Here is a 23,484-nt window from a genome sequence, read left to right on the forward strand (position 1 = left end):
ATCTCAATGCAGAACCCGTTGCAGCCAGGCTTCCATCGTGTCGGCCGATTGCGTGACGAGCGCGGGCTGGCCCGCAAGGTAATGGTTGCCGCCGACGACCGGTACTTCGGTGAGCCGGTCGCGCCCCGCCTCGCGCCAGAGTGCGGCCGTGCTCGGGAAGGTCGAGCCGTCAGCCGTGTGCGTCATCAGCAGCACTGGCACCGAGGTGCGCGCGAGGCAGGCCGGCCCATCGGCCTGCGAAGCAGAGGACCATTGCGACAACCATGAGCGCAGCGTGTTGAAACGGCCCATCGCATTGGCCGCGTAGTTGACCGTGCGCGCGTCGCCCCAGATCGATCCGACCGGCCGGTCGTTGGCATCGAGCGAGGTGTCCAGGAAGCGCGGGTCGCTGTGGGTGCGGTAGACCAGAAAGGTCTGGTCCGACGGCGCTCCCGGCGTGCCGCGCAGCATGCGCAACCGCCCCCACACCCAGGCTTCGATGCGGTCGCGCCGTGCAAGCTGGGCGGCCCGAAAGCGCGCCACGTAGTCGCCCGCGAAGGGCACGGGCTCGCCTCTCGCATAAAGGTCGAAGGCCGGGTCGGTCGCGAGCGGGTCGGCCTCGTCGATCACCGAGGGATCGAGCCACTCGGCGAGCAGCCGCGAACGGCCCGGGTGCGCGGCCGACAGCATCAGCGCATCGACCGGCGGCAGATCGGCCGGCGACAGGTGCGTGGGCAGGCCGTCGACAAAGGTGGTTGCGGTCAGCGACTCGGCCTGCGACTGGTAGAACGCCGACAACGCCGCACCGCCCGAGTTGCCGACGAGCACGACCTTGCGGAAGCCCTGCGCGCGCAGCCATTTCACGCCGGCGCCCAGGTCCTGCAGCACTGTTTCCATCAGCAGCATGGTGTCGTTGCCCGCATAGCGCGAGTTGAGCCCCATGCAGGCGATGCCGCGTGCGGCCAGCGGCTCGAGCAGGTAGTGGCCCATGAAGTTGCTGGTGGGATGCATCACGATCGCCGCCGTGCCGCTGCCCTGCCCTTTCGGCCGCATCAGCGCGCCGAAGATGCGCGGGCGCAGCGCCTGCAGGCCCGACTGGCTTTCCATGGTGACGCCTGGCTGGACGTCGATGACAACGAGCTCGGCCTCAGACATGCGCGGCCCTGCGTTGGGCCGTCCAGGTCGCCAGCGATGCGTGCGCGTCGCGCTTGTAGCCCTCGAGCACGGGCTGGGTCGCGAGCTCGGTGGTCAGTTCAAGCCGCAGGCCGTTGGGGTCGAAAAAGTAGATCGAGTGGATGTAGCCGTCGTGGTCGGTGATGCCGATCACGTCGATGCCGTGGGCCTGCAGCCGTGCCTTCATGTCCTGCAGCGCCTGGTCCGATTCGACACGCAGCGCGATGTGGTTGACCCAGGCCGGCGTGTTGGGCGAAGGCGCGGCGATCATGTTGTCGCCGAGGTCGAAGAATGCGATGTGCGAGCCGTCGGCCATGCGGAAGAAGATGTGCACGTAGGGGCAGTGCTCGCCGGTGGAGGGCACCGTGTCCTTCTTGATCACGTGCGTGAGCGGCAGGCCGAGGATGTCTTCGTAGAAGTGGCGGGTTTCCTCGGCATCGCGGCAGCGCCAAGCGAAGTGGTGCAGGCCGTGGATCGGATGGAGCGTCGTGGGGTGCGTCATGGTGGAGGGATTGTCCCGATGCCCCCCGTTGCTGCGTGTCGTAACTTCGTACGAGGTATTTACCCCAAGATCCCATGAAGCGACGCCGCATCCATCCCGCCCGCACGCCTGTGGACGCTTCGGTCGCGGTGCGCATCGTTGCCGGCATCGGCACGCCGCACCTCGCCGACGGCTTTCTGGCCGCGATGCAGCAGGTGCTTCCGCTCACCTTCTGCACCGTGTTCGCGCTCGGCGCCAGCGGCCGCGTGGTGACCGTTTCAACGGCCAGCAACTACGGCGATGCCGCGGCGCTGACATCGGAGCGCTACATCGAGAACCGCTTCGACCTGCTCGACCCCAACATGGTGTGGCTCTCGGCGCGCAAGCTGCCGAAGCAGCCGCAGTTGTGGCTGAGCCACCAGCGCGCCGACGAGGTGGCCGACCCGGCCTACCGCGCGGCCTGCTATGGCGATGTCGGCATTCGCGAGCGCAGTTCGGTGCTGTTGCTGTTGCCCGGCGGCCAGCGCGCGGCCGTGAGCTTCTATCGCAGCCTGGCGCTGCCGGAGTTCGATGAAGCGGATTTCGGGCTGATTGCCGCGCACGGCGCACTGCTGGCCGAGGCCACCGCCGCGCACAGCCGCGGATTGGTCGGGGCGGCCACCTCGCAGCAATCCTCCGGCATCCGGCCGACCGAGCCACGCCTGCTGGTGCTGACCGTGCGCGAGCGCGAGGTCATCGGCCACCTGCTGGCCGGCCGCACCGCCAAGCAAGCGGCGCGCGCGCTGGGCGTGGAACTCAGCACCGTGCGCACCCACCAGTACCGTGCATTCCGGCGGCTGGGAATCGGGACGCTGAAGGCGTTGCTGCTGGAGCTTGGGGGCCGCTGAAAGCTTCAGCCAGCCATCAATGCGGCGCGACGACTTCCTGCTCGATCGCGCCAAATACGGACTGCCCGTCCTTGCCCTTCATCTCGATGCGAATGGTGTCGCCGTACTTCATGAACTCGGTGCTCGGCTGGCCGTCCTGAATGGTTTCGATGCAGCGCTTTTCGGCGATGCACGAATAGCCCTTGGGCCAGTCCATGCCGCCGTCTTTTTTCTCGACTCCCTTGTTGCTGACGGTGCCGCTGCCGACGATGCTGCCCGCGCGCACGTTGCGCGTTTTCGCGATGTGCGCGATGAGCTGGCCGAAGTGGAAGGTCATCTCGTCGCCGGCATCGCACAGGCCGACCTTGCGGCCGTTCCAGGTGCTTTGCAGCGTGAGATGCACGCGGCCGCCGATCCAGGCGTCGTCCAGTTCGTCGGGCGTGACCGCGACCGGGCTGAACGCGGTGGCGGGCTTGCTCTGGAAGAAGCCGAAGCCCTTGGCGAGTTCGGCCGGGATCAGGTTGCGCAGGCTCACGTCGTTGACCAGCATCACGAGGCGGATGCCGTCGAGCGCCTGTTCGGCCGAGGCACCCATCTTCACGTCACCGGTGACGACCGCGATCTCGGCCTCGAAATCGATGCCGAAGGATTCGCTCGCGACCACCACCGGGTCGGTCGGCCCGATGAAATCATCGCTGCCGCCCTGGTACATCAGCGGGTCGGTGTAGAAGCTTTCGGGCACTTCGGCATTGCGGGCCTTGCGCACCAGTTCGACGTGGTTCAGGTAGGCCGAGCCGTCGGCCCATTGGTAGGCGCGCGGCAGCGGCGCCATGCACTGCGCGGGGTCGAACGGAAAGGCATGGCGTGCGCGGCCAGCGTTGACGCTGTCGTACAGGTCTTGCAGCTGCGGGCTCATGAAGCCCCAGTCGTCCAGCACCTGCTGCAGGCGGCTGGCGATGCCGGTGGCGTAGTGGGCGCTGCCGAGGTCGCGCGAGACGACGACGAGCTGGCCGTCGCGCGAACCGTCTTTGTAGGTGGCGAGTTTCATGGGGTACGGTGGTCGGTGCGGAACGCCGGGCGGCCGGCATCGCTCTACTAAACTGGTTGAACGGCGGCAGTGTACCGAGCCCGCCCTCTTCCACCTGCCATGACGACGATGCCGCGCACCGCTGATGCTGCTCCACCGCTGGCCGGCGCAGCGCGCCCGGCCTGGCGCGTGCTCGCGTTGCTGACCGTGCTGGTGGTGGCGGTGCACCTGGTGGTGCTGGGCCTGATGCCCGCAGGCATCGGGTCGGAGCAACTGCCGCTCGCGAGCAAGTTCATCACCCGCACGATCGTGATCGCGCCGCCGCCGGCCGCTGCAGAGGCACCGGCGCCTGCTGCGGCACCACCGCCGCCCGTGCGCGTGGCCAGGCCCGCGCCGCCCAAGCGCCCGCGTGCGATCACGCCGCCACGCGTCGATCCGGCACCGCCAGCGGCTACACCGCCGGTGCTGACGGCGGAAACCTCGCAGGATCCGATACCTGCCGAACCCGCCGCGGAGGCGCCGGCATCTGCTGCCTCCGGGCCCGACGGCGTCGCTGCGGCGCCGGCACCGGACGCAGCGGGCCCGGCCGGCGGCTCCAACCCCGCCATGGCCACGCTGACCGCCGGCGCCACACAGCCACTGGTCGTGCCAGGCTCGGTGCGCCTCGCCTTCGACGTCACCGGCCAGCGCGGCCCGCAACCGATGTCAGGCGTGTTCGGCGAGCTGATCTGGCTGCAGAACGGCGCCGAGTACAACGCCCGGCTGTCGCTCACGATGCTGTTTCGCACCTTCCTGCGCCAGACCAGCACTGGCCGCGTCGACGGCAGCGGCATCGCGCCGACGCGGTTTTCGGAGGCGCGCAAGGCCGAGGTGGCCTCGCATCTGGTGCGCGACCAGGGCAAGGTGGTGTTCAGCAACAACGCGCCCACGGTGCCGCTGCTGCCGGGTGCGCAGGATCGGCTCAGCGTGGTGATGCAGCTCGGCGCGTTGATGGCCGGCGATCCGAAGCGCTTTCCCGAAGGCAGCAAGATCGAGGTGCAGACCGTCGGGCCGCGCGATGCCGACGTCTGGGTCTTCAACGTCGAGGGCGAAGAACCGATGCACGTGCCGGCGGGCGACTTCACGGTGCGCAAGCTCACCCGCAGCCCGCGCCGCGAGTTCGACCACAAACTCGAGCTTTGGCTGGCACCTGAAATCGGCTATTTGCCTGTCCGAATCCGGCAAACGCAGACCGATGGCGACATCATCGACATGCAATTGCGCGACAAAACGGCCCCGCCGGTGGCGAATTGATCACGCTCTTGTGGGCCAAATGCCTGCAAACAGTCGGCAGTTCTTGAAACTGGCGCGTTGATTGCTATCTAGTGATCATGAATGCAATCGACTACAGGAGCCACCCCGCCATGCAGATGCTCTATGACTCGGATTCTTTCGTCGTCGTACACGTGCAACCCAACGAGGACGATGAACCGATCGCGCCCAACATCCCGGTGCTGGCTCGCCACGGTTTTGAAATCGTGGACAAGCGCTCCGGCAAGGAGGTCTACCTCGATGGCTCCTGGGCCGAGTTGTTCCATCAGAAGATCACCGCCTGGCAGCTCAATACCCCGACCCAGGAAGAGGTGGAAGACACCCTCGAGGGGTACGCCGAACTGGCACAAAACCCGGTGCTGATGCACTAGATTTGGATCGCCCCCAGGCTGCGCGCACTTCGTGTCGCTGCGCCAACCCCCTGCCGGGGGCGCCACCGGCGGCCCGGCGGAGCCGGTTCCGCGGTGGTTCTCGAATGTGTAATCAAGCTGATTTTGCGTAGAGACGGCTGTAGAGCGGCCCTACGATCAACAGCACCGCCACCAGTCGGCACACCTGGAACGCCGTCACCACCGGCACCCCTAGCTGCAAGACCTTGGCCGTGATTGCCATTTCTGCAATGCCGCCGGGCGAGGTGCCGAGAACCATCGTGGCCCAGTGCAGGCCGGTGCCCCAGGCCAGCAGCACCGCGAAAGCCCCACACAACACCAGCATCGCGACCGTGCCGAGCGCCACCGACGCCAGCCAGCGCGGCGCCGTGTACAGGAACTCGCGGCTGAAACGCACGCCCAGGCTGACGGCGATCACGAGTTGGGCCGCGTTCGACAGCCAGGTCGGCACGGCCGACAGCGTGGTGCCGGTCATGGTGAATCCCATCGCGACCAGCAGCGGGCCGATGAACCATGGGTTGGTACGGCCGCTGGCGCGCATCAGCAGCGCTCCGACGCCGGTGGCGACGGCCAGCCAGCCAAGCCCGCCCCAGCGCACGTCGCGAATCAGCGGCGGCAGCGCGTCGAGCCCGTGCAGACCGCTGAACTGCATGGCGAACGGGATGGTTACCGTCACGACCATGAGCCGCAAGCTGTGCGCTGCGGCCACCAGGTCGGTGCGCGCGCCGGCCCGCTCGGCCAGCAAAGTCATCTCGGACGCGCCGCCGATTGCGCCTGCGAAGTAAGTCGTCGCCCGCATGGCAGGCCCCGTGACGCCTCGCATCTCGGCACCATGTCGCCGATGGAGCCATTGACCGAACAGCCAGCCGAGCGCGAGCGCCCAGACGATGGCCAGCCCGATCGCCCACCAGACGCTGACCACCAGCGCGCTGACCGAGGGCGTGAAATAAAGGCCCAGCGCGGCGCCGATCACCCACTGGCCGCCATTGCGCAAGGGCGTGTAGCTGGCCGTGGGCTGACCCAGGATCGACGCGATCGACACCGCCAGCAAGGGCCCGATCATCCAGGGCAGCGGCGCGTGCAGCAGCAGGCAGAGGCCGGCGGCCGCCAGCGCGAGCAGCAGCGTCCCGAGCACGCGAACGAAGAAGCGGGAAGACACGAACGGAGACAGGCGAAAGCGAAAAGGGATGGCACGGCCAGAGAAGGCCCTCGCTTAGTATCCCTGCGATGTTGTTCACCAGCCTGCGCCCGCTTTCAATCCTGACCGTGTCGGTGACCTTGCTGGCCGCCGGTTGTGCCTGGCTGCCACCCGCAGCCGATGCGCCGGTGGCGAAGCGCGTTGCCGCGCTGCTGCCCGCAGACGCGTTGCTGCTGGGCGAGCAGCACGATGCCGACGAGCATCACCGCATCGAACGCGAGACGGTGGAAGCGCTGCTCGCCAAGGATCAACTCGCCGCGCTGGCGCTCGAGATGGCCGAGGACGGCCAGAGCACCGCGCGCCTGCCGGCCACGGCCACGGAGGCCCAGGTGCGCGCCGCGCTCGAATGGCAGGACAAGGCCTGGCCCTGGGAAGACTACGGCCCGGCCGTGATGGCCGCGGTACGGGCCGGCGTGCCGGTGATCGGGGCCAACATGCCGCGCGCCCGCATGAAGGACGCGATGGTCGATGTGTCACTCGATGCGCAACTGAGCGACGCGGCCCGCGTGCTGCAGCAGGAGGCGGTGCGCAGTGGCCACTGCAACCTGCTGCCGGCCGCGCAGATCGTGCCGATGACACGCATCCAGATCGCGCGCGACCGCGCGATGGCGCAGACGATCGTCAAGGCGCGCCAGCCCGGCAAGACGGTGCTGCTCATCTCCGGCAGCGCCCACGCGCTGCGTACGCTCGGCGTGCCGCAGCATTTGCCGACCGACATCAAGGTGGTGTCGGTCAGGCTGCTCGCATCGGCTTCGGCGCCGGCTGAGGCCGACACCGAGTTCGACCGCACCTGGCAGACCGCGCCGCTGCCCGAGAAAGACTACTGCGCCACGCTCAAGCGTGCTTCTTGATGCTGTCGGCGAGCGTGTTGACCAGCGTGTCGATGTGCTCCTTTTCCACGATGTACGGCGGTGCGATCACCAGCACCTCGCCGGCCGGCCGCACCAGCGAACCCTTGTGATAGCAGTCCAGGAAGATGTCGTAGGCGCGCTTGCCCGGTGAGCCGGCGATCGGCGCGAGCTCCACCGCTGCGGCCAGGCCCAGGCTGCGGATGCCGACCACGTTCGGCAGGCCCTTGAAGGCGCTGTGGAACGCGTCGCCGAGCACCGGGCCCATTTCGCCGGCCCGCGCGAACAGGTTCTCCCGCTGCAGCAGGTCGAGCGTGGCGATGGCCGCGGCACAGGCCACCGGATGGCCCGAGTAGGTGTAACCGTGAAAGAACTCGACCACGTGCTCGGGCGCATCGGTCTTCATCATCGCGTCGTACAGCTTGTCGCGGCAGATCACGCCGCCCATCGGAATCACGCCGTTGGTCACGCACTTGGCGAAGTTCAGCATGTCGGGCACCACGCCGTAGTAGTCCGATGCGAAGTTGGTGCCCATGCGGCCGAAGCCGGTGATGACCTCGTCGAAGATGAGCAGGATGCCGTGCTTGTCGCAGATCTCGCGCAGCCGCTTCAGGTAGCCTTTGGGCGGCAGGTACCAGCCGGCCGAACCGGCCACCGGCTCGACGATGATCGCAGCCACGTTGCTCGGGTCGTGCAGTGGCAGGATGCGTTGTTCGAGCTCCAGCAGCGGGTCTTCGGCCCAGGCTGGCTCCTCGTTGTGGATGTAGGCATGGTTCACCGAGTCGTGGATGAAGCGCATGTGATCCACCCGCGGCAGGAACGCCGTGCCGAACACCTTGCGGTTGCCCGGAATGCCGCCGACCGACATGCCGCCGAAGCCGACGCCGTGGTAGCCCTTCTCGCGGCCGATGAAAACGTTGCGGTGGCCCTCGCCGCGCGCACGATGGTAGGCCAGCGCCACTTTCAGCGAGGTATCGGCCGCTTCGCTGCCCGAGTTGCAGAACAGCACCTTGTTCAGGTCGCCGGGAGCCAGCGCCGCGATCATCTCGGCCGCCTTGAACGCACGGTCGTTGCTGACCTGGAAGGCGGTGGCGTAGTCGAGCGTGTCGAGCTGCTGCTTGATCGCCTCGTTGATGGGCTTCCGTTTATGGCCCGCGCCCACGCACCAGAGCGACGAGATGCCGTCGATCACCTTCTTGCCGTCGTGCGTGGTGAACTCCATGCCGTCGGCCGCCACGAACACGCGCGGATCCTTCTTGAAATGGCGGTTGGGGGTGAAGGGCAACCACTGGTTGTCCATGTTGAAATCGTTGAAGGCCATGGGTCGCTCCTGGCGCGGCGCGCTGGGGGAAAGGGGCATTCTGGCACCGGCCATGCACCCCTGCCGCGGCTGCGACAATGCTCGCCCTTATGAGCACTGCGTACATCCTCACCCTCTCCTGCCCCGATCGCACCGGCATCGTGCACGCCGTCTCCGGCTTCCTGCTCGAGCGCGGCGGCAACATCGAAGAGGCGGCCCAATACAACGACCACGACACCGGCCTGTTCTTCATGCGCGTGCGCTTCGCCTGCGCCGTGCCCGACGAGGCCGCGCTGCGTTCGCAGATCGCGCTGCTGGCCGAGAGCTTCGGCATGCACTGGCAACTGCACGCCGCCGCCGTGCCGATGAAGACGGTGATCCTGGTCAGCAAGGACGGCCACTGCCTGAACGACCTGCTGTTCCGCTGGAAGAGCGGGCATCTTGCGATCGACGTGCGCGCCATCGTCTCGAACCACCGCGACTTCTACCAGCTCGCGGCCAGCTACAACGTGCCGTTCCACCATATCCCGGTGACGGCCGCAACCAAGGCACAGGGCGAGGCCAAGCAGCTCGAGGTCATCGAGGCCGAGGGCGCCGAACTCGTGGTGCTGGCGCGCTACATGCAGATCCTCAGCAACGACCTGTGCCAGAAGCTGGCCGGCCGCGCGATCAACATCCACCATTCGTTCCTGCCGAGCTTCAAGGGCGCCAAGCCCTACTACCAGGCGCACGACCGCGGCGTGAAGCTGATCGGCGCCACCGCACACTACGTGACGGCCGACCTCGACGAAGGCCCGATCATCGAACAGGACGTGGCGCACGCCGACCACACCGACACGGTGGAAGACCTCACCGCACGCGGCCGCGACACCGAGAGCCAGGTGCTGGCGCGCGCCGTGAAGTGGCACAGCGAGCACCGCGTGCTGCTGAACGGGCACCGCACCGTGGTGTTCCGCTGAGAGGCCGCGCGCAATGCAGGGCTTGCGCGGGCTCGCCTGGCTGCTGGTGTTCCAGTCCGCGGGCGAACTGCTGTCGCGCGGCCTCTCGCTGCCGCTGCCCGGTCCGGTGCTCGGACTGGTCCTGATGCTCGCCGGCTTGCGCTTCGAAGCGATCCGCGAACCCGTCGGCGAATGCGCCGGCTTTCTGCTCTCGCACCTTTCGCTGCTGTTCATCCCGGTGGGCGTCGGCGTGATGACCCATTTGGCGCTCGTGAGCCAGTACGGCGGCCGCATGTTGCTGGTGATCGCGCTGTCGACCTGGATCGGGCTCGCGGTGACGGCGCTGGTGCTCTTCTGGCCCGACCGCGCGAGAAAGGACGCCTGATGCCGCACTTCGTCCAGCTCTGGGTCTACCTCACGGCAACGCCGCTGTTCGGCCTGACGGCGACCCTGGTGGTGTACCTGCTCGCGCAGGCAGCCTACAGCCGGCTGGGCAATGCACCGTGGGCCAATCCGGTGTTGTGGTCGGTGGTGGTGATTGCGGGCTGCCTGCTCGCCACCGGCGTCGACTACCCGACCTACTTTGCCGGCGCGCAGTTCATCCACTTCCTGCTCGGGCCGGCCGTCGTCGCACTGGCCTGGCCGCTGTGGCAGCGCCGTGCCGAACTGCGCGCACGCTACGGCCGGCTGTTGCTGGCAGCGTTGCTCGGCGGTGCCGCCGCCAGCGGCTCGGCGCTTGCGCTCGGCTGGGCGGTGGGGTTGCCGCACGACGTGGTGCTGTCGCTGGCGCCCAAGTCGGTCACGGCGCCGGTCGCGATGGGCATTGCTGAAAAGATCGGCGGCATCCCGGCGCTGTCGGCCGTGTTCGCCGTGCTCACCGGCATGATCGGCGCGCTCTCGGGCAAGTACCTGTTCGATGCATTGCGCATCGGCACCGGCCCGCTGGGCATGGCAGCGCGCGGCTTTGCGCTCGGCACCTCGGCGCACGGCATCGGCGCGGCACGCGCGCTGCATGTGAACGCCGACGCCGGCGCCTATGCCGGGCTCGCGCTCGGCCTGCAGGTGGTGCTGGCGGCGCTGCTGATGCCGCTGGTGTTTCGCCTGCTCTAGCCAGCCGCCGCGCTTCGCTCGGCCCCGGTGGCAGGCACGGTCGGCGACCCGATCAACCGCGTCACGCGGTCCAGCATCGAGAACAGCACGTCGATGCCATAGCCCGTGACGAAGGCCGCCGCAAAGGGCAGCGACAGGCTGCTGGCACCCTGCAGCGAGGTGCTGCCGTTGGCCGTCGAGAACCATCCGATCACGATGCCGGCCACGCCGCCCAGCGTGACGCGCATGAACATCGGAAACCATTCGACGGCCGGCGTGCGCACGCTGGCCACGTGCCGCATCATGAAGACGGTGGCGCCGAGCAGCCCATAGAGAAAGGGCAGGATCCACTGCGCCCGGGCCGAGGCATTGAACTTGATCTGCGGCGCCATCGTCAGTTGCTCCTGGATCTGGCTGTCGATGTTCGACGCCGGCTGGTCGCGGCCAACGACATTGATCAGGAAGCAGAAGTCCGCCACATCGTCCTTCACTGCGGTCTGAAGCCAGGGCGGCTGCTGCGTGATGCTCTTGGGCGGCTTGAAGTCGCCGTCATCGCCGCCCAGGCACAGCTCCGGATCGGGGCTTGGCGCAAGCGTGGGCATGCCTTTGTCCGCTGCGGTGAAGGTGGCGATCCAGTCCTGCCACGCCTTGTGCAGGCCGATCACGGGATTGAGCGTCATGTCGGCCGCAGCGCGGCTCTGCCCGTAGGAATTGACGATCCGCCCGTAGATAAAAGCGAGCTCGACCGCCTTCTCCCGATACTGTTCCTGGAGCGCGGCGCGCTCGGTGAGTTGCTTGTCCTGGGCCATGCGGCGCAGCGCCGACAGCTTCTGGCGCGCATTCAGGCGCTGCACCTGTTCGATGTTGGCCAGCGCATCCTGCTCGCTCTGCAGCGCCAGCATGTAGACCACCAGAAAGCCCAGCACGACCAGCGCGAACGACGCAAGCCAGAACTGCGCCACGCGGCCCCGCTGCTGGTTTTCGGGCAGGAAAGGGTCGCGCCTGAACTTGAGGTCTGCCACGGTCATGGGCGCGATCCGCTGCGCACCGAGGCTGAGCGCGGCCAGAACCGGCTTGGCATCCCTTCTTTGCGGGTCGAGCAGCGCCTGGTCGGCGCGGTCGGAAGCCGCCAGCAGATCCTCGGTCATCAGCCCCGCCTTGGCGGCGTAGGCGCAGACAAGGCGCAGGTCGGACACCAGCGCTTCGAGATCCACGATCGGTTGTGCGTTCGCCGTCTGCTCCATCGCCACCTCCGCTCAGCCGAGCGTGCCTTCCGCACGACCATACGGCGTGGGACAACTGCACGCGCCGCCCGGCTGGCCCGGGGGCTGGGCCCAGCACCACAGGCGGGGCGTAAAGCAGATGGTGCCGGGCGCATGCTTGGGTACCTGCGCGGATGCGCCCAGTGCCAGCAAGCTCAGCGCGGCCGCCACGAGCGGCCGGAACAACGGGGTGGCGTCCATCGAAGGGCCCTCCAGATCCCGCGTCGGCCGGAGGCCGTGGCGGGTTGGCGCCAGTATGGCGAGCCGCCTGGTGTCGCGCATCCTCCTTCGGGGGTAATGCCGGCATGGCCTACGCCATACCTCCTGCCTCACAAAAAAAACGCCCGCCATGGCTGGCGGGCGTCTGTTCACGATGACTGCGGTCGATCAGTTGCGGTTCGGATTGTCCGGCCGGCGGTCGGCACGGTTCGGCACACCGTCGCCGTCGCGATCACGGTCGGCACGGTTCGGCACGCCGTCGTGATCCCGATCCCATTGGCCGCGGCGCATTTCCCAACGGCCGTCCCGCTCACGCCATTCGGGCGCGCGGTACTGATAGCCGGGCCGCGCGCGAACCTGCTGGCCGCGGATCCACACATACCGGCTGCCCCGCCATTCCCAATGGCCCGGCACCCACGCCTGGCCGCGGTGCAGCCTTGGCACACGTTCGGCGCGCGGCGGGGGCGGTGCGACCTGAACCGTGACACGGGGCTGAGCTTGCGCAACCGTCGGCACGGTGAAGGCGCCCAGCGACAACACGGTGGCGGCGCCGGCGGCAAGAATGAGTCTTTTCATGGGGGCTCCTCATGAGTTACAGGAGCCTTCATGGTGGGCAGGCCGTGTAAAGCCTCTGTCAGCGGGACTCGGCAGCTTGTGTAAAGCCGGATCGCCAACCGTAACCCGGCGAGCTGCTGTTTCCCGCCCCTATTCAAGCAACTGGCGCAGGTCGATCGCCGACGCCATGGCCGCGTAGCCGGCATCGCCCGGATGCAGGTGGTCGCCGCTGTCATAGAGCGGATTCAGCGCCTGCGGGTCGCGCGGATCGCGCATCACCGCATCGAAGTCGACTACGCCGACCTGCTGCCGGCCGCGGATCCACCGGTTCACGGCCTGCCGCCGCGCTTCGTTGTCTGCGTTCCAGTAGCCACTGCCCTTGATCGGCATCAGCGTGCCAAGCACGACTTTCACACCCTTGGCACGCGCCTGGTCGATCAGCCGCTGCAGCCCTGCCGTGAGTTGCTCCGCGCTGACCGGATCGCCCACGGGCACCGGGCTGCCGGCCGGGCCGTTGAGCGCGCCGAAGCCGATGTCATTGATGCCGATCAGGATGATCGCGTGCGTCACGCCGCTTTGCCCCAGCACATCGCGCTCGAACCGGTCGATGCCCTTGGGGCCGATCCAGTCGCTGAGCAGGCGGTTGCCCGAGATGCCGGCATTGAGCACCGCCACGGTCGTGCTGTTCTTCGCCGGCTCCCGCAGGCGCTCTGCCAACCGGTCCGGGTAGCGCGTGCGCACCGGCGCAAACGCGTTGACGCCCTCGGTGACCGAATCGCCGAAAGCCACCACCACGCGGGCCGATGCGGGGCCCGCCACATCGAGCCCGGTGACGATGTGGTTCCAATCGGGCTGCACCGCGCCTTCGAGCATCGCACTGGCCACCGAATTGCCGGGCACGGCCCAAGTCGCGCTCAACGGCAGGTGGTGCGCCGTCCCGAACGGCGTCGCCTCGTCCAGATAGAAGCTGACTGCCACGGCCTGCCCTGCGCGCACCGCGACGGGTGCCGCATCGCTCCAGGCTTCGGTGCCCGGCGCAATGGTGATTGCCCGTTGCCCGCCGAAATACAGTGGCCGTAGCGTGGCCGGCGACACGCCAGGCCCGCCCGTGCCGATCGCGGCAGTCGCTTCGGCCACATGCAGCGGCACGGTGCCGAACAGGTTGGAGAAGCGCACGCGCACCCGGTCGCCTCCCACGGTGGGGAACACGCGCTGGCGCAGGGTCGTCCGCGCGGGGAACGCCGCAGGCGCCGGGGCGGCGCCCGCAGGGGCGGCGGCCGGAAAGTGCTGCAGCGGGGCGGCGGCCCAACTGGCGACCCAGCGCGGCGGCGCCGGATCGGCCCGGGCCACGCACGCGCCAGCCCACAGCAGCACCAGCCAGACGAGCAGCGAAGTTCGTTTCATGCGACCAAAGCCGCGCAGTCTAAAGGCCTCATGGCCCCCGCGACGCCCGAGGCGCCCGGGACGTGTTACCAGGTGTCGACGTAGGCGACTGCGGGCTCGGGCGGGCGCGCCGCCGAGGCCAGGCCGCGCACCAGCCAGACCCGCGTGTCGGCCGGGTCGATCACGGCGTCGATCTCGAGTGTCTGCGCCATGTTGATGGCCTCGCCGTTGGCGTACTGCTGCGCCACGAGTTGCGTGAAGAGCGCGTCGCGCGCGGCGCCCTCGGCCGCGGCCTCGAGCTCCTTGCGGTAGCCGAGCCGCACCGCGCCTTCGAGCCCCATCGCGCCGAACTCGCCGGTCGGCCAGGCCACGGTGAACACCGGCGCATCGAAGCCGCCTGCCGCCATCGCCTGCGCACCGAGCCCGTAGCCCTTGCGCAGCACCACGCAGAAGTACGGCACGCGCAGGTGCGCGGCCACCATGAACATGCGGCACACGTGGCGCACCTGCGCCTGCGCCTCGATCTCGGGGCCGACCATGAAGCCGGGCGTGTCGCACAGCGCGACGATCGGCAGCCCGTGCGCGTTGCACAGCTGCATGAAGCGCGCGGCCTTGTCGGCGGCGGCCACGTCGATCGCGCCACCCAGGTGCTGCGGGTTGTTGGCGAGCAGCCCGACCGGCTTGCCCTCGATGCGCGCCAGCGCGGTGAGGATGCCGGCGCCGAAGCCGGCGCGCAGTTCGAGCAGCGAGCCGCTGTCGACCAGGCCGCGCATCGCGGCGCGCACGTCGTACACGCGCAGCCGGTTCTCCGGCACCGCATGGCGCAGCGCACGCGGGTCGGCGCAGTGCCAGTCCAGCGTCGTGCCCTGAAAGTACGAGAGGTACTGCTTCGCCGCTGCGACCGCCTCGGCCTCGTCCTGCACCAGGATGTCGATCACGCCGTTTTTCGACTGCACGCCGCTCGGGCCGATCTGCTCCGGTGCGAAGGTGCCGAGCCCGCCGCCTTCGATCATGGCCGGTCCGCTCATGCCGATGTTGCTGCCGCGCGTGGCAATGATCACGTCGCTGCAGCCCAGCAGCGCCGCGTTCCCCGCGAAGCAGCGGCCATGCACGATGCCGACCACCGGCACCTTGCCCGACAGCGCCGCGAACTGGCTGAAGGTGTGGTTGTTGAGGCCGGCCACGATCGGCATGTCGGTGTCGCCCGGCCGGCCGCCGCCGCCCTCGGCGAACAGCACCACCGGCAGCTTGAGCTGGTGCGCGATGCCGAGCATGCGGTCGGTCTTGTGGTGGTTGCGCATGCCCTGCGTGCCGGCCAGCACCGTGTAGTCGTAGGCCAGCACGGCGCAGCGCGACTTCTCGGGGCCGAACTGCCTGGCGTTGATGCTGCCGATGCCGGTGACCATGCCGTCGGCCGGCGTGTTGGCGATCAGGTCGTCCAGCTTGCGCCGCCGCGTCTGCGCCGCGATGGCGAGCGCGCCGTACTCGCTGAAGTTGCCGGGGTCGGTGTCGAGGTCGCACAGGTCGGCGATGTTGGCGCGCGCGGTGCGGCCGCCCTGCTGCGCGCGCTTGGCCACGGCCGCAGCGCGGTTGGCATCGAGCGTGGGCGCGTGGCGGTCGATGACCTTCTGCAGATCGGGGCGGATCGCATCGAGGTCGTGCGCGGCCTGCACCTCGGCCTCGACCGCATGCGCATCGACCGCTTCGAGCTGCACCAGCGGCTGCCCTTCGACCAGGTAGTCGCCCGGCGCCGCGAACAGTGCCACCACGCGGCCGGCCTGCGGTGCGTTGAGCAGATGCTCCATCTTCATGGCATCGAGCACGCCGAGCTGTGCGCCAGCCGGCAGCACGTCGCCGACCGCGACTTCGAACTGCACGAGCCTGGCGGCCATCGGCGCCCGAATCGTCAGGCCGTCGTCGTCATCCGGCGCAGGTGCAGGCGCGACCGCGGCGGGTGTGGTCACCTTCCTGGCCGGTTGTTCGAGCCGGGCCGCCGCGGCCAGCAGCTCGCCGAGGTGCGCTTCGACGAAGCGCGTGTGCACCGCCTGCGTCGCAAACTCGGGCCGCGCGGCAATGGCGCGCAGCAGCGCAAGGTTGGTCGCAATGCCTTCGATGCGGCACTCCTCCAGCGCGCGCAGCGAGCGGCGCAGCGCGTCGGCGAAGCGCGGCGACGACGACTGCACGATCAGCTTGGCCAGCAGCGTGTCGTAGTGCGGCGATGGCGCAAGCCCCGCGTAGCCGTGGCTGTCGACGCGCACGCCGGGCCCTTCGGCCAGATCGAAACGCGACAGCGTGCCGCTCGCAGGCCGCGCCTGGCCTGCTGCATCGAGCGTCTCGGCATTGATGCGCCACTGGATCGCAAAGCCGCGTTGCGGCGCCGTGTGCCCTTCTTCGACGCCGAGTTCGCGCAATGGCTGGCCGCCTGCCACGGCGATCTGCAACTGCACCAGGTCGAGCCCGGTCACGGCTTCGGTCACCGTGTGCTCGACCTGCAGGCGCGGATTTGCTTCGATGAACACGAAGGGCAGCGACGTCGAGCTTTCATCGACCAGAAACTCGAAGGTGCCGAGGCTGCGGTAGCCGACCGCCTTGGCCATGCGCAGCGCCGCATCGGTGATTTGCGCACGGAGCGACTCCGGCAGCGACGGGCTCGGCGCGATCTCGACCAACTTCTGAAAGCGCCGCTGCAAGGTGCACTCGCGCTCGCCCAGGCTTGCGACGGCCATGCCATCGCCGATCACCTGCACTTCGATATGCCGCGCGTCAAGCATCAGGCGCTCGACGTAGACGCCGTCGACACCGAACGCCGCCCTGGCTTCCGACACGCAGCGCGCGTGCGCTTCGGCCAGGTCTTCGGCATGCAGCACCGCGCGCATGCCGCGGCCGCCGCCGCCACCGATGGCCTTGACCATGACGCCGGCCTGCGCGCCATCAGCGGTCTGCGCGGCGAAAAATGCCTGGGCCTGCGCCAGCGTGGCCGCGCCGGCGCTGCCAGGCATCACCGGCACGCCGCACTGTTCGGCCAGCGCGCGGGCGCGCGCCTTGTCGCCGAACAGCGCGAGCTGGTCGGGCGTGGGGCCGATGAACATCAGGCCGGCATCGGCGCAGGCCTGCGCGAAGTCGGCGCGTTCGCTGAGGAAGCCATAGCCCGGGTGCACCGCGTCGCAGCCTTCGGCGCGCGCCACGGCAAGCAGCGCCGCGATGTCGAGGTAGGCCGAGGGGCCGGTGGCATCGAGCGCGACGGCCCTGTCGGCCAGCTGCACATGCAGCGCCTGCGCATCGTCCCTGGCAAACACGCCGACGCTGGCAATGTCCAGATCGCGCAGCGCACGCACCAGCCGCACCGCGATCTCGCCGCGGTTGGCCACAAGAATTTTTTTGAACACGAATGCCTTTACTGGTCTTTGAGCAGGCGGCGCAGCACCTTGCCGGCGCCCGTCGTCGGCAATGCATCGATGAAGGCCACGGAACGCGGCGCCTTGTAGCTGGCCATGTTGTCGCGCGACCAGGCCATCAATGCGTCGGCATCGACCTCGGCACCGGCCTTCCTCACGATGAAGGCCTTCACCACTTCGCCCTTCTCGGCATCGGGCTGCGCGATCACCGCAGCCTGCGCCACCGCGGGGTGCTTGATCAGGATGGTCTCGACCTCTTCCGGGAACACGCTGTAGCCGGAAACCTTGATCATTTCCTTGAAGCGGCCGATGAAGCTGAGGTAGCCGTCGGCGTCGAGCTTGCCCATGTCGCCGGTGTGCACCCAGCCGTTGCGCAAGGTGGCCGCAGTGGCCTCTGGCTTGTTCCAGTAGCCCTTGAAGGTGCCGGGGCTGGCCAGCACGATTTCGCCGATCTCTCCGGTCGGCACATCCGCGCCGGTGTCGGCATCGACGATGCGGATCGTGACGCCCGGCACCGGCACGCCCTGCGTGCCCCAGCGCGGCGCGTGATGCGGCGTGTAGGTGTCGCAGGTGTGGGTTTCGCTGAGCCCATAGGCGGCTTCGAACGAGGTGCAGTTTTTCGCGAAGCCCTTCCACTGCGCGGCCAGCCCTTCAGTGAAGGTGATGCCGAAACTCGTGACCGGGTTCATGCGCAGGCTGGCCAGGTCGAACGACGCGATGTCGGGCAGCTGCATCACGGCCACGTTCATCGGCGCGATGCTGTACCACCAGCTCACCTTGTATTTTTCGATGGCCTGCGGCACCGCGTGCGGGTCGAAGCGGTGCAGCAGCACCGACGTGGCACCGGTCAGCACCGGCACGTTGACACCCATCAGCATGCCGGCGATGTGGTACAGCGGCGCGATGGAGAGCAGCACATCGTCGGCCGTCACGCCGTTGCAGTCGGCCGCTGCCGCCGTCTTGAACAGCGCATTGCCATAGCTCAGCATCGCGCCCTTGGGCAGGCCGGTGGTGCCCGAGGTGTAGGTCATGAGGGCGACGTCGTCGAGCTCGACCGCCACGGGTTGCGGCGTCGCGCCGCTGCGCATCACGGCCAGGAAGTCTTCGCAGCCCACGGGCAGCTCGCGCGGCGCCTGCTGCGCCTGCTGCGCGATACGCAGCTCGGCCGGCAGGTCGAGCGCAGGCTCCGGCGGCAACAGATCGGCATAGTGCACCGCGAACACATGCTCCAGTTGGCTCTGCGGCCGCACCTTGTCGACCACCGGCAGCAACGACGAGGCCGCGACGATCACGCGTGCCTTCAGGTCACCGACCTGGTAGGCCAGCTCATGCTCCTTGTTGAGCGGCCCGCTCGGGCAGACGATGGCGCCGATCTTCTGGATGCCGAAGTGCGCGACCAGATACTGCGGGCAGTTGTTGAGGAACAGCACGACCGGCTCGCCCTTGCGCACACCTAGCGCTTGCAGCCTTGCGGCGAAGGCGTCGCTCGCGCGATCGAGTTCGGCCCAGCTCATGCGGGTGCCGTACCAGATGCAGGCCGCCTGGTCGCCGCGCAGACGTGCGTTGTCGCGCAGGAAGGCGTGCAGGGGTTGTTGCGGACGAACTTCTTTTGTCTCCATGGCGTCACTCTCTCAGGGTTAGCGATAGCCGCTTTCGCCAGATCGTGCCCGAACAATCCTACCGATGGGTAGAACTTTGGAGACACCGCACAAACCCGGGCTTCCCCATGGCACGGGACGCCAGCGCGCGGCCACCGCCAGCACCGAAGTGCAGCGCGAGCGCATCCTGCAGGCCGCGGCCGAGCTGTTCGCGCGCCAGGGCTATGCCAACACCACGATGGCGCAGATCGTCGGCGCCCTGGGCGTGACCAAGCCCTTCGTCTACTACTACTTCCGCGACAAGCAGGAGATCTTCGAGGTGCTCTCATGGCGGCCGGCGGTCGCCTGCTTCACCGTGCTCGACCTGCCCGCCGATGATGCACGCCCGGCCTGCGCCAAGGTGCTCGAAGCGCTGGAGCGGCTGATCCGCGCGACGGTGGCGCACTACCCCTGCGGCTTCTTTCCGTACCGCGAGCCGCAGGTCTACCGGCCCGAATACACGGCCGCGCTGAAGAAGCTGGCCAACCACTTCTACGGCCGGCTGTGCCCGCTGCTCGAACAGGCGCGCCGCGATGGAGACCTCGACTTTGCCGACACCAAGATCACCGCGCTCGCAGCCTGCAGCCTGCCCGGATTTCTCTACACCTGGTACCGGCCCGACGGTCGCCTGTCGGCAGACGAAGTGGTGGCCGAGCTCAGCACCCTGGCGGGGCGTGTGCTCGGCCTGAAGATCAAACCCACTGGAGACACCCCATGAAGCTCGCCCTTTCGCTGCGCCCGGTGGCGCTCGCATCCCTCTTGCTGGCCGGCGGCGCCGTGCTGGCACAGCCGGCCACCTACAAGATCGCCTACATCGATCCGCTCTCGGGCCCGTTCGCCAATGTCGGCGAGCTGATGCTGGCGCACACGCGCTACGCGATCGACGACATCAATGCCAGGGGCGGACTGCCGGGCGGCCAGAAGATGCAACTGCTCCAGTTCGACAGCAAGCTCTCGGCGCAGGAAAGCCAGAGCGCGTTGCAGGCTGCGATCGACCAGGGCGCACGCGCCATCGTCACCGGCGGCTCGGGCTCGTCGGTGGTGGCGGCGCTGGTGCAGGCGGTGAACCGCTGGAACGAGCGCAATCCGGGCAAGGAGCTGCTCGTGCTGAACCACTCCTCGATCGACCCCGACCTCACCGGCAAGTCGTGCAGCTTCTGGCACTTCCAGACCGATGCCAACACCGCGATGAAGATGAAGGCGATTGCCAACTACATCAAGAAGACGCCGGACGTGAAGAAGGTCTACCTGCTCAACCAGGACTACGCGCACGGCAAGCAATGGGCCAGCTACGGCCGCCAGATGGTCGGCCTCGCGCGGCCCGACGTGCAGTTCGTCGGCGAGGCGCTGCATCCGATCGGCCGCGTGAAGGACTTCTCGCCCTACCTCGCCAACATCAAGCAGAGCGGCGCCGATTCGGTGATCACCGGCAACTGGGGCCAGGACATGACCCTGCTGCTGAAGGCCGCGGGCGATGCCGGCTACAACCTGCGCTACTTCAACCACAGTGCGGGCTCGGTGCCAGGCACCGTTCTGGCGGTTTCGCAGGCCAGGATGGGGCAGCTGACCTGGGTCGCCGAATGGCACCCCGGCCAGGCCGACGTGCCGAAGGTCGACGCGCTGGCCAAGGCCTACAAGGCCAAGACGCAAAAGGACTTCCTGGCGCCACGCATCGAGATGACCCCGCGCATCCTGGCCGCCGCCATCGTCAAGGCCGGCAGCACCGATGCGTCGAAGATCGCGAAGGCGATGGAAGACCTCACGTTCGAATCGGTGGTCGGCCCGGTGCGCATGCGCGCCGAAGACCACCAGCTGCTGCTGCCGCAGGTGGTCAACACCATCGCGCCGGTGGACGGCAAGGCCGTCAAGGTCGGCTGGGAAGGCACCACGTACGGCTTCCGAACCGATGCCGTCTATACCGGCAACGAGCTGGCGCAGGGCACGGAGTGCAAGATGGTGCGGCCGGCGCAATAAGGCGCGCGCCGAACAAGCAGATGCTTCTCAGTCGGCGCTGAGTCGCCGCACCACCGCAGCGCCGACGATCAGCGCGTTGGAGTAGTTCGGCTGCGCCCGGGCCGCCACTTCGACGCGGCGGTACACCAGCACATCCTGCGACTCGTCGTTGGCGGCTTCGAGCACCACCCAGTAGAACTGTCCCTCTTCGCGCTCTTCCACGGTGAGCGCCAAATCGCACATGGTCGCCAAATCAATCTCCTTGGTTGTGGATACCCCCCCTGCAACGTTCTTTGTCAGAACGATCGAGCTACGCAGTTATTGCACAGGCGGATTCAGGTTTCGGCAAAGATGTGTGCGGGAACGTGGCAGAGTTCACGCGACCGGCGAACAAGAAGGATTCAACCCATGCCCACCACCCTCGAACTGATCGGCGCACCCACCGACATCGGCGCCAGCGTGCGCGGCGCCGGCATGGGCCCCGACGCGCTGCGCGTGGCCGACCTGCCCGGCATGCTCGCGCGGCTCGGCTTCGCGGTGCGCGACAGCGGCAACCTGGCCGGGCCGGCCACGCCCTGGGCCGCGCCGCAAGCCGGCCTGCGGCATGTGGACGAAGTGGTGGCCTGGAACCGCTCGGTCTATCAGGCCGTGGACAGTGCGCTCGGCGCCGGCCATCTGCCGGTGCTGCTGGGCGGCGACCACTGCCTGGCGATCGGTTCGATCAGCGCCATTGCCTGGCACGTGCGCCGGCGCGGGCAGAAGCTGCGCGTGATCTGGCTCGACGCGCACACCGACGTCAACACCGACACCACCAGCCCCAGCGGCAACATCCACGGCATGCCGGTCGCCTGCCTGCTGGGCCACGGCCCGGCCGCGCTGACCGGCTGGAGCGGCGAGCAGGCCGCGGTCGCCCCTGATGCGATTCGCTTCCTCGGCATCCGCAGCGTCGACGCCGAGGAAAAAAAGTCCATCCGCGCGCACGGGCTGCAGGTGTTCGACATGCGCCACATCGACGAGCACGGCATGCGCACCACGATGACCGAGGCGCTGCAGGACGTGGACGACAACACCCACCTGCATGTGAGTTTCGACCTCGACTGCCTCGACCCCGACTACGCGCCCGGCGTTGGCACCGGCGTGCGGGGCGGCCCGACCTGGCGCGAGATGCAGCTGTGCATGGAAATGATCGCCGACACCGGCCGGCTGGGCTCGCTCGACGTGGTGGAGCTCAACCCCGCACTCGACGTGCGCAACCGCACCGCCGAGGTGGCGGTGGAGCTGATCGAGAGCCTGTTCGGCAAGTCGACGCTGGTGCGCTGACAAGGCAAAGGCCGGACTCCTACGTCGGCTTGTGAAGTCCGTGACATGCAGGCCGCCGCGGCATGCCCTACAGTGGGCCGGCCCTGCGCATTCGACCATGCAAGCCGTTCCCCCAGACTCATCCCCGAACCCGCCGCCGCGCGCCCTGCGCGTGCTGGTGGTCGAGGACGACCCCCAAACCCTGATGCTGACGGTCGAAATGGTGCAGTTGCTCGGCCATTGGGCCACCGGCGTGAAGAGTGCCGAGCTTGCCAAGGATCGCTTCATGGAGGGTGCGTTCGATGTGCTGCTCACCGATATCGGCCTGCCCGCGCTGTCGGGCTATGACCTGGTGGAGAGCCTGCTCGCGCACCACCAACTGCGGGTGATCTTTGCGACTGGTCAGACCCGGCCTGCCCGGCCGGTGGCCGGCACGCTGTGGCTGCAAAAGCCGTTCGGGATCGACCAGCTCGAAGAGGCGCTGGCAACGGCCGCCGACGGCCTCAGCCCCGGTTCGGAGAAGAAGGCACTGGAAAAGTCGTCGCCGGAGCAACCGGGCTGACCGGGGGATCCTCTGCCGCCGGCGCCTCGTCCGGCGGCGCCAGGAAGCGGTCGAGCAGCACGAAGAAGCGGTCGTAGAAGCGCTCGTCCGTCAGCGTTTCGCTCGCCACCTTGACCAGCGCGTCGTCGCTGGCCGAGAACGGCACCGAGAGCGATCCGAACGCGCCGACACCGACGCTGGCCGAGTTGTTGGTTTTCTTCAGGCTGTAGCGATCCTGCAGCGCGCTGACGAAAGCGATGGTGGTGCGAGGCTTGTTCCGGCCCGCGCCGGCCTCCTTGGCGCAGACCACGCGGAACTCGACCTCGACATGCACCTCGTTGGCCGGCTGGAAGCTCTTGCGCCCGGTGACGAGGTCAGGGTTGGCCGCCGTGATCAGATAGCCCTGGCTCAGCAGCGCACGGCGCGCGGCCTCGCAGGTCTGGGCCTCGGTGGCCGTGTAGGTACGGGTGTGGGTGGTGGTGGAGTCGAATTCCTCGGGCTCGTACGAGATGCGGCGCGTCGGCGAGGTCGAGCCGCAACCGGCCAGCAGCAACGCCGCCAGCAGAAGCAGCGGTGCGCGCGGCAGCGCGGTCGATGGGAAAGGCAAGGCGGGCAGAGGCATGGGAGGACGGATGCTACCC

General features: G+C 68.3%; 24 protein-coding genes. 11 read left to right on the forward strand and 13 right to left on the reverse strand.

Annotation, left to right across the window (positions count from 1 at the left end; translation table 11 throughout):
• Positions 1-3: 3 nt before the first annotated feature.
• Both QTI05_RS06920 and QTI05_RS06925 read right to left on the reverse strand, forming a co-directional pair.
• Positions 4-1,134, reverse strand: coding sequence for an alpha/beta hydrolase (locus QTI05_RS06920; RefSeq protein WP_286623573.1), 1,131 nt, complete (start codon positions 1,132-1,134; stop codon positions 4-6).
• Positions 1,127-1,654: a VOC family protein gene (locus tag QTI05_RS06925; protein ID WP_286623574.1), complete on the reverse strand. Its 528-nt coding sequence runs from the start codon at positions 1,652-1,654 to the stop codon at positions 1,127-1,129. Before QTI05_RS06925 ends, QTI05_RS06920 begins: the two co-directional genes overlap by 8 nt.
• A 74-nt stretch (positions 1,655-1,728) precedes the next feature.
• On the opposite strand from QTI05_RS06925, the gene QTI05_RS06930 reads away from it, so the two are divergent.
• Positions 1,729-2,520 (forward strand): helix-turn-helix transcriptional regulator, encoded by a 792-nt coding sequence (locus tag QTI05_RS06930; RefSeq protein WP_286623575.1) that lies wholly within the window; start codon positions 1,729-1,731, stop codon positions 2,518-2,520.
• A 16-nt stretch (positions 2,521-2,536) separates the two neighbouring features.
• On the opposite strand, the gene QTI05_RS06935 is transcribed toward QTI05_RS06930, so the two are convergent.
• Entirely contained in the window at positions 2,537-3,547 is a 1,011-nt protein-coding gene (locus tag QTI05_RS06935) for a fumarylacetoacetate hydrolase family protein (RefSeq protein ID WP_286623576.1), read from the reverse strand.
• A gap of 108 nt (positions 3,548-3,655) precedes the next feature.
• Here QTI05_RS06935 and QTI05_RS06940 point away from each other — a divergent pair, with 108 nt between their 5' ends.
• Complete coding sequence (locus QTI05_RS06940) at positions 3,656-4,819, forward strand: DUF3108 domain-containing protein (RefSeq protein WP_286657794.1); 1,164 nt, start codon at positions 3,656-3,658, stop codon at positions 4,817-4,819.
• Between the two features lie 77 nt (positions 4,820-4,896).
• Positions 4,897-5,208 carry a BTH_I0359 family protein gene (locus tag QTI05_RS06945; RefSeq protein ID WP_286541156.1) on the forward strand — a complete coding sequence of 104 codons (312 nt, stop codon included), beginning with the start codon at positions 4,897-4,899 and terminating at the stop codon, positions 5,206-5,208.
• A gap of 112 nt (positions 5,209-5,320) precedes the next feature.
• Here QTI05_RS06945 and QTI05_RS06950 read toward each other — a convergent pair whose 3' ends face one another.
• Positions 5,321-6,385 carry an AbrB family transcriptional regulator gene (locus QTI05_RS06950; protein WP_286623579.1) on the reverse strand — a complete coding sequence of 355 codons (1,065 nt, stop codon included), beginning with the start codon at positions 6,383-6,385 and terminating at the stop codon, positions 5,321-5,323.
• A 68-nt stretch (positions 6,386-6,453) separates the two neighbouring features.
• Between QTI05_RS06950 and QTI05_RS06955 the strand changes: the two genes are divergently transcribed.
• Entirely contained in the window at positions 6,454-7,275 is an 822-nt protein-coding gene (locus QTI05_RS06955; protein ID WP_286623581.1) for a ChaN family lipoprotein, read from the forward strand.
• On the opposite strand, the gene aptA is transcribed toward QTI05_RS06955, so the two are convergent.
• Positions 7,259-8,593 carry an omega-aminotransferase AptA gene (gene aptA, locus QTI05_RS06960; RefSeq protein ID WP_286623582.1) on the reverse strand — a complete coding sequence of 445 codons (1,335 nt, stop codon included), beginning with the start codon at positions 8,591-8,593 and terminating at the stop codon, positions 7,259-7,261. The genes QTI05_RS06955 and aptA overlap by 17 nt on opposite strands.
• An 89-nt stretch (positions 8,594-8,682) precedes the next feature.
• Here aptA and purU point away from each other — a divergent pair, with 89 nt between their 5' ends.
• Genes purU through QTI05_RS06975 form a run of 3 tightly spaced genes read left to right on the forward strand, consistent with a single transcriptional unit; the run spans position 8,683 to position 10,620 of the window.
• Complete coding sequence (purU, locus tag QTI05_RS06965; RefSeq protein WP_286541151.1) at positions 8,683-9,531, forward strand: formyltetrahydrofolate deformylase; 849 nt, start codon at positions 8,683-8,685, stop codon at positions 9,529-9,531.
• Between the two features lie 13 nt (positions 9,532-9,544).
• Positions 9,545-9,895 carry a CidA/LrgA family protein gene (locus QTI05_RS06970; protein WP_286623584.1) on the forward strand — a complete coding sequence of 117 codons (351 nt, stop codon included), beginning with the start codon at positions 9,545-9,547 and terminating at the stop codon, positions 9,893-9,895.
• Complete coding sequence (locus QTI05_RS06975; RefSeq protein ID WP_286541149.1) at positions 9,895-10,620, forward strand: LrgB family protein; 726 nt, start codon at positions 9,895-9,897, stop codon at positions 10,618-10,620. Before QTI05_RS06970 ends, QTI05_RS06975 begins: the two co-directional genes overlap by 1 nt.
• Here the strand turns inward: QTI05_RS06975 and QTI05_RS06980 are convergent.
• The 6 genes from QTI05_RS06980 to QTI05_RS07005 all read right to left on the reverse strand — a co-directional run bounded on the left by QTI05_RS06980 (position 10,617) and on the right by QTI05_RS07005 (position 19,032).
• The gene (locus tag QTI05_RS06980; RefSeq protein ID WP_286623585.1) at positions 10,617-11,843 is read right to left on the reverse strand and encodes a hypothetical protein; all 1,227 of its coding nucleotides are present in this window, start codon (positions 11,841-11,843) and stop codon (positions 10,617-10,619) included. The two genes, QTI05_RS06975 and QTI05_RS06980, sit on opposite strands and share 4 nt — an antisense overlap.
• 12 nt (positions 11,844-11,855) lie before the next feature.
• Positions 11,856-12,047, reverse strand: coding sequence for a hypothetical protein (locus tag QTI05_RS06985; protein ID WP_286623587.1), 192 nt, complete (start codon positions 12,045-12,047; stop codon positions 11,856-11,858).
• Positions 12,048-12,248: 201 nt separating this feature from the next.
• Positions 12,249-12,656 carry a thrombospondin type 3 repeat-containing protein gene (locus QTI05_RS06990; RefSeq protein WP_286623588.1) on the reverse strand — a complete coding sequence of 136 codons (408 nt, stop codon included), beginning with the start codon at positions 12,654-12,656 and terminating at the stop codon, positions 12,249-12,251.
• Between the two features lie 129 nt (positions 12,657-12,785).
• On the reverse strand, positions 12,786-14,039 hold the full coding sequence (locus QTI05_RS06995; RefSeq protein ID WP_286541145.1) for an SGNH/GDSL hydrolase family protein: 1,254 nt from the start codon (positions 14,037-14,039) through the stop codon (positions 12,786-12,788).
• Positions 14,040-14,104: 65 nt separating this feature from the next.
• Positions 14,105-17,404, reverse strand: coding sequence for a carboxyl transferase domain-containing protein (locus tag QTI05_RS07000; protein WP_286623590.1), 3,300 nt, complete (start codon positions 17,402-17,404; stop codon positions 14,105-14,107).
• Between the two features lie 8 nt (positions 17,405-17,412).
• Positions 17,413-19,032 (reverse strand): AMP-binding protein, encoded by a 1,620-nt coding sequence (locus QTI05_RS07005; RefSeq protein WP_286623591.1) that lies wholly within the window; start codon positions 19,030-19,032, stop codon positions 17,413-17,415.
• Positions 19,033-19,096: 64 nt separating this feature from the next.
• Between QTI05_RS07005 and QTI05_RS07010 the strand changes: the two genes are divergently transcribed.
• Both QTI05_RS07010 and QTI05_RS07015 read left to right on the forward strand, forming a co-directional pair.
• Positions 19,097-19,768, forward strand: coding sequence for a TetR/AcrR family transcriptional regulator (locus QTI05_RS07010; RefSeq protein ID WP_286541142.1), 672 nt, complete (start codon positions 19,097-19,099; stop codon positions 19,766-19,768).
• Positions 19,765-21,024, forward strand: coding sequence for a branched-chain amino acid ABC transporter substrate-binding protein (locus tag QTI05_RS07015; RefSeq protein WP_286623593.1), 1,260 nt, complete (start codon positions 19,765-19,767; stop codon positions 21,022-21,024). The genes QTI05_RS07010 and QTI05_RS07015 overlap by 4 nt, the downstream gene beginning before the upstream one ends.
• Before the next feature lie 27 nt (positions 21,025-21,051).
• Here the strand turns inward: QTI05_RS07015 and QTI05_RS07020 are convergent, their stop codons facing one another.
• A complete protein-coding gene (locus QTI05_RS07020; protein WP_286541496.1) occupies positions 21,052-21,246 on the reverse strand; it encodes a hypothetical protein in 195 nt (64 codons plus the stop codon).
• 165 nt (positions 21,247-21,411) lie between these two features.
• Between QTI05_RS07020 and rocF the strand changes: the two genes are divergently transcribed.
• The gene (gene rocF, locus QTI05_RS07025) at positions 21,412-22,323 is read left to right on the forward strand and encodes an arginase (RefSeq protein ID WP_286623594.1); all 912 of its coding nucleotides are present in this window, start codon (positions 21,412-21,414) and stop codon (positions 22,321-22,323) included.
• A gap of 97 nt (positions 22,324-22,420) precedes the next feature.
• Positions 22,421-22,864 (forward strand): response regulator, encoded by a 444-nt coding sequence (locus tag QTI05_RS07030; RefSeq protein ID WP_286623595.1) that lies wholly within the window; start codon positions 22,421-22,423, stop codon positions 22,862-22,864.
• Here the strand turns inward: QTI05_RS07030 and QTI05_RS07035 are convergent.
• Positions 22,806-23,465, reverse strand: coding sequence for a DUF2242 domain-containing protein (locus tag QTI05_RS07035; RefSeq protein WP_286623596.1), 660 nt, complete (start codon positions 23,463-23,465; stop codon positions 22,806-22,808). The two genes, QTI05_RS07030 and QTI05_RS07035, sit on opposite strands and share 59 nt — an antisense overlap.
• Positions 23,466-23,484: the final 19 nt, after the last annotated feature.

This window comes from Variovorax fucosicus (assembly GCF_030316825.1).
Classification (GTDB): Bacteria; Pseudomonadota; Gammaproteobacteria; order Burkholderiales; family Burkholderiaceae_C; genus Variovorax; species Variovorax fucosicus.